At 60.9% G+C, this 16,158-nt stretch carries 12 protein-coding genes; 7 read left to right on the top strand and 5 right to left on the bottom strand.

The genetic code is table 11. The features are described from left to right. Nucleotides 1-74: 74 nt before the first annotated feature. Nucleotides 75-1,688 carry a phosphoethanolamine transferase gene (locus IEX40_RS12860; RefSeq protein WP_188748896.1) on the top strand — a complete coding sequence of 538 codons (1,614 nt, stop codon included), beginning with the start codon at nucleotides 75-77 and terminating at the stop codon, nucleotides 1,686-1,688. Here the strand turns inward: IEX40_RS12860 and IEX40_RS12855 are convergent, their stop codons facing one another. Genes IEX40_RS12855 through IEX40_RS12845 form a run of 3 tightly spaced genes read right to left on the bottom strand, consistent with a single transcriptional unit; the run spans nucleotide 1,689 to nucleotide 4,360 of the window. Then, nucleotides 1,689-2,405 carry a DUF2927 domain-containing protein gene (locus IEX40_RS12855; protein ID WP_188748894.1) on the bottom strand — a complete coding sequence of 239 codons (717 nt, stop codon included), beginning with the start codon at nucleotides 2,403-2,405 and terminating at the stop codon, nucleotides 1,689-1,691. Nucleotides 2,406-2,449: 44 nt separating this feature from the next. After that, on the bottom strand, nucleotides 2,450-3,112 hold the full coding sequence (locus IEX40_RS12850; RefSeq protein ID WP_188748892.1) for a fumarylacetoacetate hydrolase family protein: 663 nt from the start codon (nucleotides 3,110-3,112) through the stop codon (nucleotides 2,450-2,452). A 54-nt stretch (nucleotides 3,113-3,166) separates the two neighbouring features. Beyond that, nucleotides 3,167-4,360, bottom strand: coding sequence for an MFS transporter (locus IEX40_RS12845; protein WP_188748889.1), 1,194 nt, complete (start codon nucleotides 4,358-4,360; stop codon nucleotides 3,167-3,169). Nucleotides 4,361-4,461: 101 nt separating this feature from the next. On the opposite strand from IEX40_RS12845, the gene IEX40_RS12840 reads away from it, so the two are divergent. The 3 genes from IEX40_RS12840 to serA all read left to right on the top strand — a co-directional run bounded on the left by IEX40_RS12840 (nucleotide 4,462) and on the right by serA (nucleotide 7,105). Beyond that, nucleotides 4,462-5,358 carry a LysR family transcriptional regulator gene (locus IEX40_RS12840; RefSeq protein ID WP_188749399.1) on the top strand — a complete coding sequence of 299 codons (897 nt, stop codon included), beginning with the start codon at nucleotides 4,462-4,464 and terminating at the stop codon, nucleotides 5,356-5,358. 51 nt (nucleotides 5,359-5,409) lie between these two features. Continuing rightward, a complete protein-coding gene (gene ppnP / locus IEX40_RS12835; RefSeq protein ID WP_188748888.1) occupies nucleotides 5,410-5,691 on the top strand; it encodes a pyrimidine/purine nucleoside phosphorylase in 282 nt (93 codons plus the stop codon). Between the two features lie 181 nt (nucleotides 5,692-5,872). Next, the gene (serA, locus tag IEX40_RS12830; RefSeq protein WP_188749397.1) at nucleotides 5,873-7,105 is read left to right on the top strand and encodes a phosphoglycerate dehydrogenase; all 1,233 of its coding nucleotides are present in this window, start codon (nucleotides 5,873-5,875) and stop codon (nucleotides 7,103-7,105) included. A gap of 69 nt (nucleotides 7,106-7,174) precedes the next feature. On the opposite strand, the gene IEX40_RS12825 is transcribed toward serA, so the two are convergent. After that, complete coding sequence (locus IEX40_RS12825; protein ID WP_188748886.1) at nucleotides 7,175-8,179, bottom strand: alpha/beta hydrolase; 1,005 nt, start codon at nucleotides 8,177-8,179, stop codon at nucleotides 7,175-7,177. Between the two features lie 73 nt (nucleotides 8,180-8,252). Between IEX40_RS12825 and IEX40_RS12820 the strand changes: the two genes are divergently transcribed. Together IEX40_RS12820 and IEX40_RS12815 are read left to right on the top strand one after the other, a co-directional pair. Beyond that, a complete protein-coding gene (locus IEX40_RS12820) occupies nucleotides 8,253-11,513 on the top strand; it encodes a mechanosensitive ion channel domain-containing protein (RefSeq protein WP_188748884.1) in 3,261 nt (1,086 codons plus the stop codon). Nucleotides 11,514-11,913: 400 nt separating this feature from the next. Continuing rightward, a complete protein-coding gene (locus IEX40_RS12815; RefSeq protein ID WP_188748882.1) occupies nucleotides 11,914-14,088 on the top strand; it encodes a malate synthase G in 2,175 nt (724 codons plus the stop codon). A 112-nt stretch (nucleotides 14,089-14,200) separates the two neighbouring features. Here IEX40_RS12815 and IEX40_RS12810 read toward each other — a convergent pair whose 3' ends face one another. Further along, nucleotides 14,201-14,455 carry a DUF2164 domain-containing protein gene (locus IEX40_RS12810; RefSeq protein WP_188748880.1) on the bottom strand — a complete coding sequence of 85 codons (255 nt, stop codon included), beginning with the start codon at nucleotides 14,453-14,455 and terminating at the stop codon, nucleotides 14,201-14,203. Between the two features lie 273 nt (nucleotides 14,456-14,728). Here IEX40_RS12810 and IEX40_RS12805 point away from each other — a divergent pair, with 273 nt between their 5' ends. Next, nucleotides 14,729-16,144: an Lcl C-terminal domain-containing protein gene (locus IEX40_RS12805; protein ID WP_188748878.1), complete on the top strand. Its 1,416-nt coding sequence runs from the start codon at nucleotides 14,729-14,731 to the stop codon at nucleotides 16,142-16,144. The last annotated feature ends 14 nt before the right edge of the window (nucleotides 16,145-16,158 follow it).

The following is a 16,158-nucleotide window of genomic DNA, read 5'->3' as shown; positions in this document are numbered from 1 at the left end:
CAGTTAAGAAAGGTTTAAGTTTTGTGCCCTAGCCTAGGCAACTTGGTAATAGCGTCCTTTACGCGGAGTACCCGATGCCATTCCGCTTACCTGTCAAACAGTTCAAACTCAACGTATTACAATTCACCCTGGCGCTGTCGACACTGCTGATCGGCGCGTACAACCTTCCCCTCTGGCGGATGGTTGCGTCTCAGCCCCAGGCCGAAGGGCTGGCGGGAGTGGGTTTTCTTGTCGCGCTGTTCCTGCTTTTCGTCGCCGTACTCAATCTGCTGCTGACCCTATTGGTACCGCGCGTGCTGATGCGTCCCCTGGCGATCGTGATTCTGCTCAGCGCCGCCGGTATCAGCTACTACATGAATGCCTACGGCGTGATGATCGACAAGACCATGGTGCAAAATGCGCTGGAAACCGATCCGGCCGAGGTCCGGGAGCTGATGACGCCAGGGCTGATTGGCTGGATGCTGATATTCGGCCTGCTGCCGGCGCTGCTGGTCGGGCATCTCTCCCTGCGCCCTGAGGGTTGGTGGCGGACACTGAAGATGCGCGGCCTCAGCAGCGTCCTGAGCCTGGCGCTGATTGGTGTCCTGTTGCTGCTGCAGTATCCGAGTTTCGCCTCACTGTTTCGCAACCACCGCGAGGTGCGCCACCTGATCGTGCCGACCAACTACCTCTACTACGGTGTGCGCACCCTGAGCGGTGCCTACGCACAGAGCGACCATGCCTTGCGCACTGTCGGTACGGATGCCCGGGTAACCCACGCCGCGGACGAGCGCCCCCGCCTGACGATCATCGTGGTCGGCGAGACCGCCCGGGTAGAGAACTTCTCTCTGAACGGATACGGACGTTTGACCAACCCGGAGTTGAGCCAGAAAAACATACTCTTCTTCGACAACGTCTGGTCCTGCGGCACCAGCACCGCCGAATCGGTACCCTGCATGTTCTCCGCACAGGGCCGGGATGAGTATGACGGCGACAGCGCGCGCTATACCGAGGGGCTGATGGACGTGCTCACCCATGCCGGTATCGAGACCCTCTGGCGCGACAACAACTCCGGCTGCAAGGGTGCCTGCGACCGCATTCCTTACGAGTCGACTCAGGACGCGAAGTGCGATAACGGCGAATGCTTCGATATGGAGATGTTGCGTGGCCTGGAGCTGACCTCAGATAAACCGCATGACCGGGTGGTCGTGTTGCACCAGAAAGGCAGCCACGGTCCGGCCTATTACAAGCGCTACCCCGACGCGTTCGCCCGTTTTACCCCGGTCTGTAATAGCGCCGAACTGCAGAGCTGCGACACCAATCGCATCGTCAACGCCTATGACAACACCATTCTGTACACCGATCATTTCCTGGCCCAAACCATCGACCTGCTTCAGCAGGTGCAGAACGAATACGATACCGCGTTGATCTATATGTCGGACCACGGCGAGTCGCTGGGCGAATCCGGCGTATTTCTGCACGGCGTACCCTACCTGATTGCACCGGAGCAGCAGAAACATGTGCCGATGGTGGTCTGGCTATCCGATAGCCTGAGCCAGGGCCTGCGGCTCGACCGGGAGTGTCTGGCCCGGCAGCGTCACCAGGCCTACAGTCACGACAACCTGTTCCACTCGGTACTGGGGCTGATGTCGGTGAACACCGCGCTATACAAACCCGAGCTGGACCTGTTCCACAGCTGCACCGGCTAATCAACCGCCATAGCCGAGCATCCGGTAGAGTTCGCCCTCGCGCACCTGCCGGGCGGCATCGGCGATCACCCCATCCGCTGCCAACTCCCGGATGACGCGCATGCCAATCTGGCGTACCTGCTCAGGCCCCATCCCCGGTTGCAGCCGGGCGTCATACAGCAGTTTCAGCAGCACCAGGTCCAGGCCGCTGAGCAACTGGTCGGTGGAGCGGTCGTTGAAAACGGATGGGAAGACCTTTTCAGAATCGTTGGGCAGCCCAAGGATCTGGGTCAGCTCCTCGACGATACAGCTGACCAGCTTGCCATGCTGGCTGGCCTGGTCGACAGGGATCGCCACCAGTGCCCGCCGGATTTCACCCCCCCTGGCCCAGATTTTCGCCAGACACAGCGTACCCTCGGGAATCCGCTCGCCTTCGGTTCTGCTCTGCCAGGCCGATAACAGATCCTGCTGGCGCAGCAGCAATAGCTCCACGTTGGCATCGGCTCTGGAACCAACCCGTTGAATCGAGTGACCGGTGATCTGCGCCAACTGAGTCAGGTGGGCATCGACCAGCTGCTCATGCAGCGACCGCTCGGCAACCCGGTGTTCGATGTAGACCCGAAGCGGCTGACGCCACTTACGCAGGATCAGCGGGTCGGGACCATGTTCGGCGCGCAGACCAACCTCGACCAGACTGTCGAGAATATAGTCCGGCTGTTGCCAGCGCTCGGCTGCCACAGCACCGAGTGGCAGACAAAGCAGACACCAGCAACAGCTGTGGATTATTCGGCGCAGGTGTCCACCCGCAACAGATCGACGATCTCCACGCGCAACTTATCCCCAGGCTGCAGCGCACCAACACCCGCGGGCGTGCCGGTCAGCACTACGTCGCCGGGCTCAAGGGTGAACCATTGGCTGATGTAGCTGATTAGCGTGAGGATCGGCGTCAGCATCTGCGCACTGTTACCCTGCTGGCGCACCTGGTCGTTGACGCTCAGGCGCAGCTCAACATCAGTCAGGTCGCCGACACTGGCCGGGGTCAGAAAGGCGGATAGCGGACAGGCACCGTCGAACGCCTTGGCCCGCTCCCAGGGATGTCCCTTGGCCTTGAGCTTGTCCTGCACATCACGCAGGGTCAGATCCAGCCCCAGGCCAATACCGGCGATCGCATGCTGGGCCGCCTGCTCATCGACATGGCTCAGGCGTTCGCCGATCAGCACCGCCAGTTCGGTCTCAAAGTGGACACTGCCCATATCGCGCGGCACCCGGACCGGCTCCTCCATTGGGCTCAGCGCACTGGACGGTTTCATGAACAGCAGCGGTTCGCTCGGCACCTCATTGTTCAGCTCGCGCGCGTGCTCGGCATAGTTACGCCCGATGCACACCACCTTGCCCACCGGCAGGGCGATCGCCGAACCGTCTGCCATCTTATGCTGATACCCCATAACCGCTCCCTTCAGACTCTATGTTTTTCACCTGATCGCATCATAGCCCCGGCGTCAGGACGCAGCCAGTGCCGGACTGGATTGCCGTGCCAACCAGAGCGCACAACCGAGGGTCAGCCCGAAGACCAACAGTGAACCCGCCACCACGCCGGACCAACCGGCCGCACTCCAGAACGGGTGCAGATAGAAACCACCGCTGCTGGCACCCAAGTAGTAAAACACCAGGTACAGAGACGAGGCGCTCGCCTTGGCCCGGCCGGCATTGTGGCTGACCCAGCTGCTGGCGCTGGAGTGGGCAAAGAAGAAGCCGAAACTGTTGATCAGCAGGCCCAGCACAATGGCGGGCAAGCCCGGAAGCAGCGTCACCAGCGAGCCGGTCATCAGGATCAGAATCCCCAGCGCCATACAGCGGGGCTGGCCCAGGTGCAGTGCAACGCGTCCCGCTATGGTCGAGCCTATGGTACCGGTCAGGTAGGTCAGAAACAGCAGGCCCAGCAGCGCCGGTGACAGACCATACGGCGCGTCCGACAGCACGAAGGTGATATAGCTGTACTGGTTGATGAAGATAAAGAAGTTCAGCCCGCCGATGATATACACCGTCAACAACACCGGATTGCGCAGATGATGGAGCAGATCCGCCAGCATCTGCCGCGGCCGCACCGGCCTGGCGCTAAAGTGCTGCGAGGGCGGCAGCAACAGCGCAAATGCCAGCAGGCACACCAGGCTGATGCCACTCATTACCAGAAAGGCGTTGCTCCAGCCCAGCCACTCACCGACAAAACCGCCGATCAGTCGGCCGCCGATACCGCCCAGGCTGTTACCGCTGATATAGAGCCCCACGGCGACGGCGACGGCACGCTTGCTGAACTCGTCACCCATATAGGCGATGGCCACCGCCGGCAGACCACCGAGAAAGATCCCCTGCAGCGCGCGCAGCAGCAACAGTGCCTGGTATTCCCGTACCAGCGCCAGGGCCAGAGTGGTCAACGCGGCACCGGTCATGGTTATCAGCATGATCGAGCGCCGCCCCAGAGCATCGGACAACGGACCATAAACCAGCAGCGACAGTCCCAGCATCAGTGTGGTAACCGTGAAACTCCAGCCCGCCAGTAGCGGCGAAACGCCGAAATCCTCGGCCAGCATGGGTAGCAGAGGCTGCGTCAGATAGACATTGGCGAAGATCATGAAAGAGCCCAGGCAAAGTGCCAGTGTCGCGCGCCGGAACGCCGGATTACCCAGTTCGATCATCGCAAGCCCCTCTTCGATCAGTTTCGCTGCGCAAAGAGTAGCGCCGGGGCTATAATCATTAAAATATATAATCCTTATCTAATTAATAAGGACTACTTATGATCGAGATTCGTGCCCTGCGCTACTTCCTCGCCGTTGTCGACGAGAATGGCTTCACCGCCGCCGCGCGCCGCCTGCACGTGGCTCAGCCCGCGGTAAGCATGGCGATCCGCAAGCTGGAGGAAAGCCTGGCGTTGAGCCTGTTCCACCGTCGCGACCGTGGCATCGAACTGACCGACGAGGGCCGCATCCTGCTGGACCACGCCCGCCGCATCATCCAGGCCACCGAGGATGCGGAGCTGGAGATGCGCGAACTCCAGGGCCTGGATAGCGGTGAAGTGCGCATCGGCATCCCCAGCATGCTCGGCTCCTACTACTTCCCGCCGATCCTGATGGCATTTCGCCACCGCTACCCCAAGCTGCAGCTGACGGTGGTGGAGTCCGGCGCACGCAAGATCCAGCAGATGATCTCGGAGGGTGAGATCGATCTCGGCGTCATCGTCAGCAATACTCCGCCCGACGACCTGGAAACCCGGTCCTTCCTGCGCGACCAGATGACCGCGGTGATGCCCTTGGACCATCCGCTGGCCGGTCAGGCCAGTATCGCCTACGGCGACTTTTTCAAGGAGGATCTGGTGGTGTTCAAGCAGGGCTATTTTCACCGCGAGGTACTGGATCGGCTGGCGCAGGAATCCAACTACCCGTTGCAGATCGGCTTCGAAACCAACCTGCTGCCGCTGATCAAACAGATCGTGCGCCATGGGTTTGCCATCACCACGCTGCTGGCGATGGTGATCGCCGAGGATGCGGATCTGGTTGCACGGCCGTTCTCGGAACCGGTCTGGCTCGACCTCTCCATCGCCTGGCGACGGGATGGCTACCTGTCGCGCGCCAACCGCGCCTTCGTCGACTTTCTGCTCGAGCACGCGGCCAGTGAGCAATCGCGTCTGGGCACATGACAGCAACACAAGATGTCACTATGATGCTCCTTTTTTGCGGAGAGAGCGTATATGCTGAGCGTTAACGAGTATTTCGACGGCAAGGTAATGTCGATCGCATTCGAAGGCCCGGATGGCCCCGTCACCTCCGGCGTCATGGCGCCCGGCGAATACACCTTTGGCACCAGCCAGAACGAGTTGATGAAAGTCACCTGCGGTGAGTTGGTGGTTCGTCTGCCGGGCAGCAACGAATGGGAGTCCTTCCCGGCCGGCACCGAGTTCAGCATCGCCGCTGAGCAGTCTTTCGACCTGAAAGTCACCAAGCCGACCGCCTATCTCTGCTTCTACAGCTGATCCCTGTCGCCGCCGGTCGTCTCGACCGGCGGCTGCTCCAATCCCGCTCAACTCGAGCTGAGAATTTTTCCGCTACTCAGCCTTTTGGCCAACGCCCAAAACCCGAGCGGTATGCTAGAATGCGTCACTTTCTTACCACCGGCCGACATGCTCGGCGAAAGTTAGGAACCCGTTGCAGATGATGAGCAAACCCACATCCCTCGAGAAGAGCAAGATCAAGATCCTGCTGCTGGAGGGCGTGCACCAGTCGGCGGTCGATACGCTGAATGCCCAGGGCTACACCAACATCGAATTCCATACCGGTTCGCTGCCGGAAGAGGAGCTGATCGAGCGCATCCGCGATGTGCATTTCATCGGCATCCGCTCCCGCACCCAGCTGACCGAAAAAGTGTTCGAAGCCGCGGAAAAACTGGTCGCCGTCGGTTGCTTCTGTATCGGTACCAACCAGGTGGATCTGAGTGCAGCCACCCGCGCCGGTATCGCGGTGTTCAACGCGCCCTACTCCAACACCCGTTCCGTCGCCGAACTGGTGCTGGCGGAAGCGATCATCCTGCTGCGCGGTGTGGCAGAGAAAAACGCCAAGGCGCATCGCGGCGAGTGGCAGAAGAGCGCCAAAAACGCCTACGAGATCCGCGGCAAGAAGCTGGGTATCGTCGGTTACGGCAGCATCGGCTCCCAGCTCAGCGTACTGGCCGAAGGACTGGGGATGCAGGTCTACTTCTACGATGTGGTCACCAAGCTGCCGCTGGGCAATGCCACTCAGGTCGCGTCGATGGCGGAACTGCTCGGCATGTGCGATGTGATCTCCCTGCACGTGCCGGAAACCCCGGCCACCAAGAACATGATGAGCCAGGTCCAGTTCGAGCAGATCAAGCAGGGCGCCATCTTCATCAATGCCGCCCGCGGTACCGTGGTCGAGATCGATGCCCTTTGCAGCGCACTGGCCAGCGGCAAACTGCTCGGCGCTGCTGTGGATGTGTTCCCGGTAGAGCCGCGCACCAACGATGACGAGTTCATCAGCCCGCTGCGCGAGTTCGACAATGTGATCCTGACCCCGCACGTGGGCGGTTCCACCATGGAGGCGCAGGAAAACATCGGCTATGAAGTGGCCGAGAAGCTGGTCAAGTACAGCGACAACGGCTCCTCCATCACCTCCGTCAACTTCCCGGAAGTGGCACTGCCGGAGCATCCCAACGCTCACCGCCTGCTGCACGTACACGAGAACGTCCCCGGCGTACTATCGAAGATCAACAACGTGTTCTCCGAAAACAACATCAACATCTCCGGTCAGTATCTGCAGACCAACGACAAGGTTGGTTACGTGGTCATCGATGTGGATGCGGATTATTCCGACGTGGCGCTGGAGAAGCTGAGCCAGATCGAAGGCACCATCCGCTGCCGCCGCCTGTTCTAAGCCACAACGCTTTGCCTCTGAACGCCCGTCTCGCATCCGCGAGCGGGCGTTTACTTTATTCAACCCCGGTTAGGGCACGCGCCTCGACTCGTCGCACTCCCGCTCCAGCAACTGCAGCACCCGGCTGAAAACCTGGCTGCGCCAGCGCCTCGCTTCATTGATCAGATTGTGCCGTGCACTCTCAACCAGATACTGCTCCCCCTGCGGAAACAGCCGGCGCAACTCCCCCAGATTATATTGCCACTCCACCGTTCTATCCTCCGTACCCTGGATGATCAGCGGCTGTAGTGGGCTGGGTGCCTGCTGCTCGATCCAGCCGATCCACACCAGCATCGCGCCGATCCAGCGTACCGGAATCCAGGGGTGCTGCAGGGGATCACGACGACGGATGAAGGTCATAAAGTCACGGTCATGGGAGTTGTGCTGATAGACCCGGCGCACACGCCGCAACCAAGGCCTGAGCCAGCGATACTTGCGCCTGATACTCTGCCAGTGGGTGGGTCTCAACAAGGGTGCCAGCAACACCGGGCGTGTCAGTGGCCAGCGCTCACTGTCCGCCTCCCGTAGCAGCATGGTGGTGATGATCGCACCACCGGTGCTGTGTCCAATCAACGTCAATGGCAGCTGCAATCCGGGCAGCAACTGGCGTATCAGTTCGGCCAACTGGTCGGCGTAGTGGAAAAAGTCATCCACCGCATGGGGAGCGCCGTTGGACAAGCCATGACCCGGCAGGTCGTACAGCACCAGATCCCAGCCCTGCTGAAACAGGAACTCTGCCAGCGGCCGGGTCAGCCCGGCATGATCCATGTAGCCATGAACCAGTAGCACCGTTCCCCGGCTCGTTCCCCGCTGACGGTAACGCTGGACGACCAGTTCGGCTTCGCATACGCTCAGCCGCGCGATGCTGAACTGGCTGTCGTCCACCAGTGATTGCAGACCGTAGCAACGCAGATAAGCGTCGAAGGGTTGCGAGCGCTGCCAATCATGACTGAATTGGGGCGCTAAGAGTTCACGCACCTGGGCGGCGGTAAAACCCGGTTGATCTGCGGCTACCAACTGGCTGTATTGATTCAATCCTGCTTTCCTATCGGCGCTCTGTTAACGACAATATAGAGTCAATGACCTGAATCGGGACCGGACTCCGTCCATGCATCGACCCTCACTCGCCTACTCGATACGTCTCAGCCTCATCGGACTGCTCCTGTGCACAGTATTGCTGACGCAACCACTGTACGCTGCACTGCCGACACCGGCATCGCTGACCCAGCAGCTCGACAAGCTCAAGCCAGAGGATACCAGTCCCGCGACCCAGGCGCTGCGCGAAGTGTATCAGCAGACGCAAAGTGCTCTGGAGAACCTGTCCAAGCTGCGTGAGCATACGCAGCAGTTGAATGACCAGATCGAGCAACAACCCGAACGCCTGGCCGACCTGCGTCAGGCACTCGACTCCCCCCTCCCGGAGGAGCCCAACCCGGTAGCCTCGACCGACTCTAACGAGCAACTGGAGCAGCAACTGACCCAAGCCAGAAGCGAGCTGGTGGAACTGGAGCAGCGCCGGGATCAGCTGTCTGAGGCGATCGGCCGAAACGATGCGCAGATGATCGATCTACGAACCCAACTGACCCGACTCAAACAGAATCCGGTGGAGCAGGTCGCCCTGCCCGAAGTGGAGGGTACCGAGGAGCTGCTGAGCGCCCGCCAAGACCTGAATGAAGTTCTGGCCGAAGAGCAAACCGCCAGAATCAAGGCGCTTGAACTGGAGCTGCTGGCGCTGCCAGGCGAGCTGGAACTGAACCTGCTGAGGCTGAGCCAAACCCGGCGCAAGATCGACCGGCTATCCACCAATATCGACGAGGTACAGCGAACACTGCTTGACCGCCGTCGCCTTGAGCTGGAGCAGTCGCTAGCGGAACTCGAGCCAGACTCTGAAGCCCTGCCGACGCCACTGGCACAGCTGCGCCAGCTGAACCGCGACAGCAATGAACAGTTGAGCCGACTGCTGCGGCATATCGACAGCAGCCATCTACGGTTGAAAAACCTGAACGGCCAGCTGGAGAAGATCAACCAGCAGTCACAACTGATTCAGCAGCAGCTGGAACTGGATATCCCCCAACTCAGTGCCGAACTTCGCCACCTGTCCCGCCAGCTGACCCGGCCGCTGGACACCACCACCAGTCTGACCGAGATAAACCAGCTGCGGCTGGCCAATTTAAGCGGCGATCGTGAGCTTTTCGAGCTGCAGCAGCGTAAAAACAGTCTACCGGACCAGGTATTGGCGCTGGACGCCATCGATCAGCAGCGCTACCGCGACCTGATCGACAGCCGTCAACGTCTGCTGGAACAGCTGCGGCAGAGTCGCCAGCAGCTGATCAATGTGCGCTCGCAGATTCTCAGCACCCAACAACAGATCAACGACCAGACAGAGCAGGCGCGCACACTGATCGAACAACACCTGCTCTGGCTGCCCACGGTGGAACCGCTCGATAGCGACTGGTTTAACGATCTGCAAAGCGGTTTTACCCATCTACAGCAGCGCTGGCAGCAGTTGAACGCGGCCCAACCGCTGCTGGTTCCAAGCCACTCTCGCCTGCCGCTGATCGGCCTTCCCCTGTTGCTCGCCGCGGCGGCACTGAGCCTATCGAGGTATCTGCGCAAGCACCGTCAACGCTGGCACCAGCAGATCGGCAAGGTGTCACAGGACCGCTTCTCGCGCACTTTCCGCCTGCTCGTGGCGGCTCCGCTGATCGCCACACCTCTGCCGACCTTCGCACTCCTGCTGCAATATTCGCTGAATACCGCGCATCCGCTGTATGACACCATCACCTCGCTGCTCTACGCCTTGGCCGCCATCGCCTTCGTCGACCTCTGCGCCCTGGGCTGGCTGCGCACGCCCCATGGCCTGCTCTGTGCTCACCTGGAGATACCTGAGCGTCTGTGCCGCGTCCTGCGTCGCGAGATAAGCCTGCTGGGCTGGGTAACGCTGCCGCTGCTGGCTGGCCTGTTTATCAGCGACGGTGTCGAACAAGCGGACCTGCTGGCCTCGGGCGGGCGCCTGCTGTTCCTGCTGCTGACCCTGATTCTGCTGCGTTTCTGGTGGGTGATGTGGAAGATCAACAACGAGTTCAATCGCCTGACCGAACATCCCAGCTGGTGGACCGACTCACGCCTTTGGATCGGCGGCATGCTCGCCTTCAATCTGGTCATGTTCGGCTTGGGTATCTATGGCTACCTGCTCGGGGCGCTGTTCTTGATGCTGATCCTGACCCTGCTGGTGATTCAGGTCGCGCTGGTATTCATGCTCTATCGGCTCGGCCGGCGCTGGTTGCTGATCGAAGAGCGACGTATCGCTTTCAAGCAGGCTCAGGAGCGCCGCGCGGAACAGATCGCGGCCCGCAGCAACCCCGAGGAGGAGGATCTGCCGCAACCGAAAGAGGACTATATTGACCTGAAAACCATATCGGATCAGGCCCGTACGCTGAACAAACTGACCGCCATCGCACTGCTGGCACTGCTGATATGGCTGACCCTGGGCGACTTCCTGCCCACGCTGCAGATCCTGGAACGTATCCCTCTATGGAGCACCTACCAGACCACCGCTGCCGGTGAGGTGCTGCGCGCGATCACGCTGAGCGATCTCATCACCGGCCTGATCATCCTGGCGGTCAGCCTGCTCGCCGCCTATAACCTGCCGGGACTGCTCGAGCTGCTGGTCCTGCGCCATCTCAAGCTTTCACCCGGCACCGGCTTCGCCGTCACCACCCTGCTCAAATATATTCTGATCCTGGTCGGCGTCATGGCCGGTATCAGTCAGTTCGGACTGGAGTGGAACAAACTGCAGTGGCTGGTCGCCGCGCTGGGTGTGGGGCTGGGCTTCGGGTTGCAGGAGATCGTCGCCAACTTCGTCTCCGGCCTGATCCTGCTGTTCGAGAAGCCGATCCGCATCGGTGACACCGTCACCATCGGTGATGTCACCGGCCGCGTATCGCAGATCCAGATCCGCGCCACCACACTGATCGACTGGGATCGCAAGGAGGTGGTGATTCCCAACAAGACCTTTATCACCGAACGCCTGATCAACTGGTCCCTGACCGACGCCACCACCCGCATCGTGCTGCAGGTCGGTGTCGCCTACGGCAGCGATACGGAGCAAGTCAAGCAGCTGCTGGTCGAGATCGCCAAGGAGCACCCTTTGGTCCTCAAGGATCCCGAGCCCGACGCCTACTTCCGCACCTTCGGTGCCAGCACCCTCGATTTCGATCTGCGTGTGTTCGTGGCCCACATGGAGGACCGGATCCCGGTAACCGACGCGCTGAACCACAGTATCGACCGGCATTTCCGTGACGCGGGTATCGAGATCGCATTTCCACAGCTCGATGTGCACCTGCACCGGTCACCGCCCAAGACGTAAACATCGGGCGCTGACCAGGTCGGCGCCCGGATTTCTATTACCACAATATGAAAACGTAATTTTTAAATTTCATTATCTGAAAGATTACGCCGGCAAATCTGCCGGGGTATCATTGAATTCCCTGTTTGTTGCCGCAGCGCCGGCACCGGGTTGGTGCGTCCTATTCTAGTAAAAAAACAACAAAAAAAGGCCTAAAAAGGCGCCTACAACGCGCGATCTTGTTGCCAAAATACACGATCTAACCTTTTCCTCATACTTTAGGCGCAAACGGGTTACAGCGATGAAAAATTGCGCTATTTTCGCAATGCACAACGTTGTAAACGACCCAACTCCAACTTCCGGATCAACTCAGCCTCTGGGCGTGCCGGGGGACAACACGAAAGAAATTGAGGCATATCTCATGAGCCAACGGGTACAGGTTGGCGGCCTGCAGGTCGCTGAGGATCTCTACAACTTCATCAACAATGAAGCCCTGCCGGGCACCGGCGTGGATGTGGAAGCGTACTGGTCCGCATTCGACGCCATCGTGCATGAACTGGCACCTCGCAACCGTGAGCTGCTGGCCAAACGCGATGCGCTGCAGGAGAAGATCGACCAATGGCACCGCCAGAATCGCGGCCAGTTCGATTTCAACGCCTACATGAATTTCCTGCTCGAGATCGGCTATCTGCTGCCCGAGGGGCCGGACTTTACCGCCAGCACCAGCAATGTCGACCCGGAGATGGCCACCATGGCCGGCCCGCAGCTGGTGGTACCGGTGATGAACGCCCGCTATGCGCTGAATGCCGCCAACGCACGCTGGGGTAGCCTGTACAACGCGCTGTACGGCACCGACGCCATCGCCAACGACGGCGGCGCCGAAGCCGGCAGCAGCTACAACCCCGCCCGCGGCGCCAAGGTAATTGCCTTCGCGCGCAAGTTTCTCGACGATTACGCGCCGCTGGCCAGCGGCTCGCACAAGGACTCCGCCGGTTACAGCATCCAGAACGGTACCCTGTGCATCGCCATGCGTGACGGTAGCGAAGGCGCGCTGGCCGAGCCGTCCCAGCTGGTCGGCTACACCGGCAACGCCGCCAGCCCCACCGGTATCGCACTGGTGCATAACGGCCTGCACTTCGAAATTCAGATCGACCGCAACGACCTGATCGGCAAGTCCGACGCTGCCGGGGTCAAGGACATCCTGATGGAGTCCGCGTTGACCACTATCATGGACTGCGAAGACTCCGTCGCCGCCGTCGATGCCGAGGACAAGGTGTTGGTCTACCGCAACTGGCTCGGTCTGATGAAAGGCGACCTGACCGAAGAGGTCAGCAAGGGCGGTAAGAGTTTCACCCGCAGCATGAACCCGGACCGCCTCTATACCGCGCCGAACGGTGGCGAAGTGGCACTGAAGGGGCGAAGCCTGATGTTCGTGCGCAACGTCGGCCACCTGATGACCAACCCGGCGATCCTGGACCGGGACGGCAATGAGATCCCGGAAGGGATCATGGACGGTCTGGTCACCACGCTGATCTCGGTGCACGACGTCAAGGGTAACGGCAAGTTCAACAATACCGTCACCGGCTCCATCTACATCGTTAAACCGAAGATGCACGGTCCGGAAGAGGTCGCCTTTACCAACGAACTGTTCGGCCGTATCGAAGATGCACTGGGTCTCGATCGCTTCACCATGAAGGTCGGCATCATGGACGAGGAGCGCCGCACCACGGTGAACCTGAAGGAGTGCATCCGCGCCGCCAAGGAGCGCGTGGTGTTCATCAACACCGGCTTCCTCGACCGTACCGGCGACGAGATCCACACCTCCATGGAAGCGGGCCCGATGATCCGCAAGGGCGACATGAAGAACGCCGCCTGGATCAAGGCCTACGAGGACTGGAACGTGGACACTGGTCTGGCCTGCGGCCTCAGCGGCCGCGCCCAGATCGGCAAGGGGATGTGGGCAATGCCGGACCTGATGGCGGGCATGCTCGAAGCCAAGATCGGTCACCCGCTGGCCGGCGCCAACACCGCCTGGGTGCCGTCACCGACCGCCGCCACCCTGCATGCGCTGCACTACCACAAGGTGGACGTGTTCGCCCGTCAGCAGGAACTGAGATCCCGTCCGCGCTCCGCACTGCAGGATATCCTGACCATCCCGGTAGCCGTGCATGCTGACTGGAGCGCCGAGCAGATCCAGCAGGAGCTGGACAACAATGCTCAGGGGATCCTCGGCTACGTGGTGCGCTGGATCGATCAGGGTGTCGGCTGCTCCAAGGTGCCCGATATCAACGATGTCGGCCTGATGGAGGATCGCGCCACCCTGCGTATCTCCAGCCAGCACATCGCCAACTGGCTGCACCACGGCATCTGCTCCGAAGCACAGGTGATGGAGACGATGAAGCGCATGGCCGCCGTGGTCGACCGTCAGAACGAGGGCGATCCGGCCTACCGGCCGATGGCCGCCGACTTCGACGGCTCTGTTGCCTTCCAGGCCGCCTGCGAGCTGGTCATCAAGGGTCGCGAGCAGCCCAATGGCTACACCGAGCCGGTGCTGCACCGTCGCCGCCGCGAAGCCAAAGCGAAGTACGGCGCCTGATCAGTCAACAACCTCACCAAGGGCGGCCCCGGGGCCGCCCTTTCTTTTTACACTCTGCCACGGGTTCCAGCTCTCCCCTTATCTCGCTCATCCCTTCCGGGCAGGTGTAGCGCTAGCGCTTGAACTCGGTCACCTGCTCCAGTTCGAAGATCGCTTCGCTGATGTTCTCCATCCGCTGGTCCAGCACCGCCTGCGCATCGTACAGACCCCGGTTATAGAAGTAGGGGCCGATCTCCTCGGCGAAGAAGTCGAGCAGGAACTGGGCATCGAAGCCGCCAATATCCTGCTCCAGCTCCTGTTTGAAATAGCGCTGGATCTTGTTCACGATCAGCGCCTGCTCCTGCTTGGTAAATTCGATTTTCGACATCCCGATAACCTCCCGCCCCTATTTTGTGGCTTATCCCTGGTAGCCAAGCGCTGACCTCCAAGCCTCCGAACCCGCCTTCAACACCATGAAAAGCAAAACTTTTGTAAAGTTGCCAGCCTCAGCTTCTCACTCTCCGCTCATCCCCCCTATCATAGCGACTAGCGTTGTCCACATCCTATTCGTATGGTCCGGCCCTGAAGAGTCAGGGCCGGACAAACCGGCAACCGTGCAGCGCGCCGCTGCCGCTGTTGCTGCACCAATCAAGGATCCAACATGAGAAAGGGAATGCTCGTTCTGCTACTTGCCGCCGCTAACGCCACCGCCCAACCGCCGGGCGGCGGGCCGCCACCCCAGGCGCTCGATGCCTGCCGCCGCCTCAGCCAGGGCGAACAGTGCAGCTTCCAGGCACCGCACGGTCAGATCAACGGCAGTTGTCGGCAGGTACCCGAAGGCCTGGTCTGCGCGCCCGATTTCGCCGGTCGCGGGCCAGACAGTACTGATCAACCGGGCAGAATGGGGCCTGGCGCCATGGATGGCCCAACCGCACCTCCTGCCCCCCTAACCAGCAACCGCAGCAGCGCGCCCGAGCGCCATGGCGCTCCCCTGGGCGCCGAGATCGCCAAGACCGGCGACACCGCGCGGAGCGTGAAGAGCCGTATTCCCGACACCCAGCAGGGCAGCTGTTTCGACACTCGCGGCATGATCGAGTGTCCACGCCCCGGCGAGGCGTTCTACGGCCAGGATGCGCAATATGCCGGCGCCGAACCGAATTATGCCGTGCACGATGGCGTCATCAGTGACCGGATCACCGGCCTGATGTGGCAGCAGGCGCATAACGCCGCACGCCTGAGCTGGCCCGCCGCACGGCAGGCGTGTGAACAGCTGACGTTGGCCGGTTATCGTGACTGGCGCCTGCCCGGTATCAAGGAGCTGTTCTCGATCGCCGATTTTCGCGGCTCCGTCGGTCGGCGCCCCTATCTGGACGACCTGTTCGAGATCCGCGAGCCTGACGCTTCGATCCTGCGCAACGACCCCTTTGCCAGTACCCACGCCACCGACATGATGGGTCAGACCTGGTCGGCGACGATCTACAGCGGTGATCACTGGGATCGGAAGGGGGTCGAGGCGGCGTTTTTCATGAACTTTCTCGACGGTCACATCAAACAGGCGCCGACCGCCGGCAATCGCAATGCGCTGTTCTACCGCTGCGTGCGCGGTGAGGCCTGGGGTGACAACGATTTCATCGATAATGGCGACGGCACGGTGACCGATCGTGCCAGTGCTTTGACCTGGCAGCAAAGCGATGACGGCCGGGCTCGCGACTGGCAGCAAGCACTCGCTTACTGTGAAACGCTCGACCTGGCAGGTCATGATGACTGGCGCCTGCCCAATATCAAGGAGCTGCAGAGTATCGTCGACTACACTCGACACGACCCGGCAATCGACTCCAGTGTTTTCCAGCAGCAGAATCGCCGCGGCTGGTTCTGGTCCTCCACCACCCACGGCGACAATATTCAGCAGGCGGATTACATCTGTTTCGGCAAATGCACGTCGACGGAGGGTGTGGATGTACACGGCGCCGGTGCCCAGCGCAGCGATCCCAAGACTGCCAGCGTGCAGCGCCGCAGCTTCCAGGGCGGCCAGCACGACGAGATCAGGGTCGACAATTACGCGCGTTGCGTGCGCTGAGGCCGCCGCGGTGG

Origin of the sequence: Marinobacterium zhoushanense (assembly GCF_014641945.1) — a bacterium.
Classification (GTDB): domain Bacteria; phylum Pseudomonadota; class Gammaproteobacteria; order Pseudomonadales; family Balneatricaceae; genus Marinobacterium_D; species Marinobacterium_D zhoushanense.
Note: the sequence above shows the minus strand (reverse complement) of the source record. Positions and strands in the feature narration are given on the sequence as shown.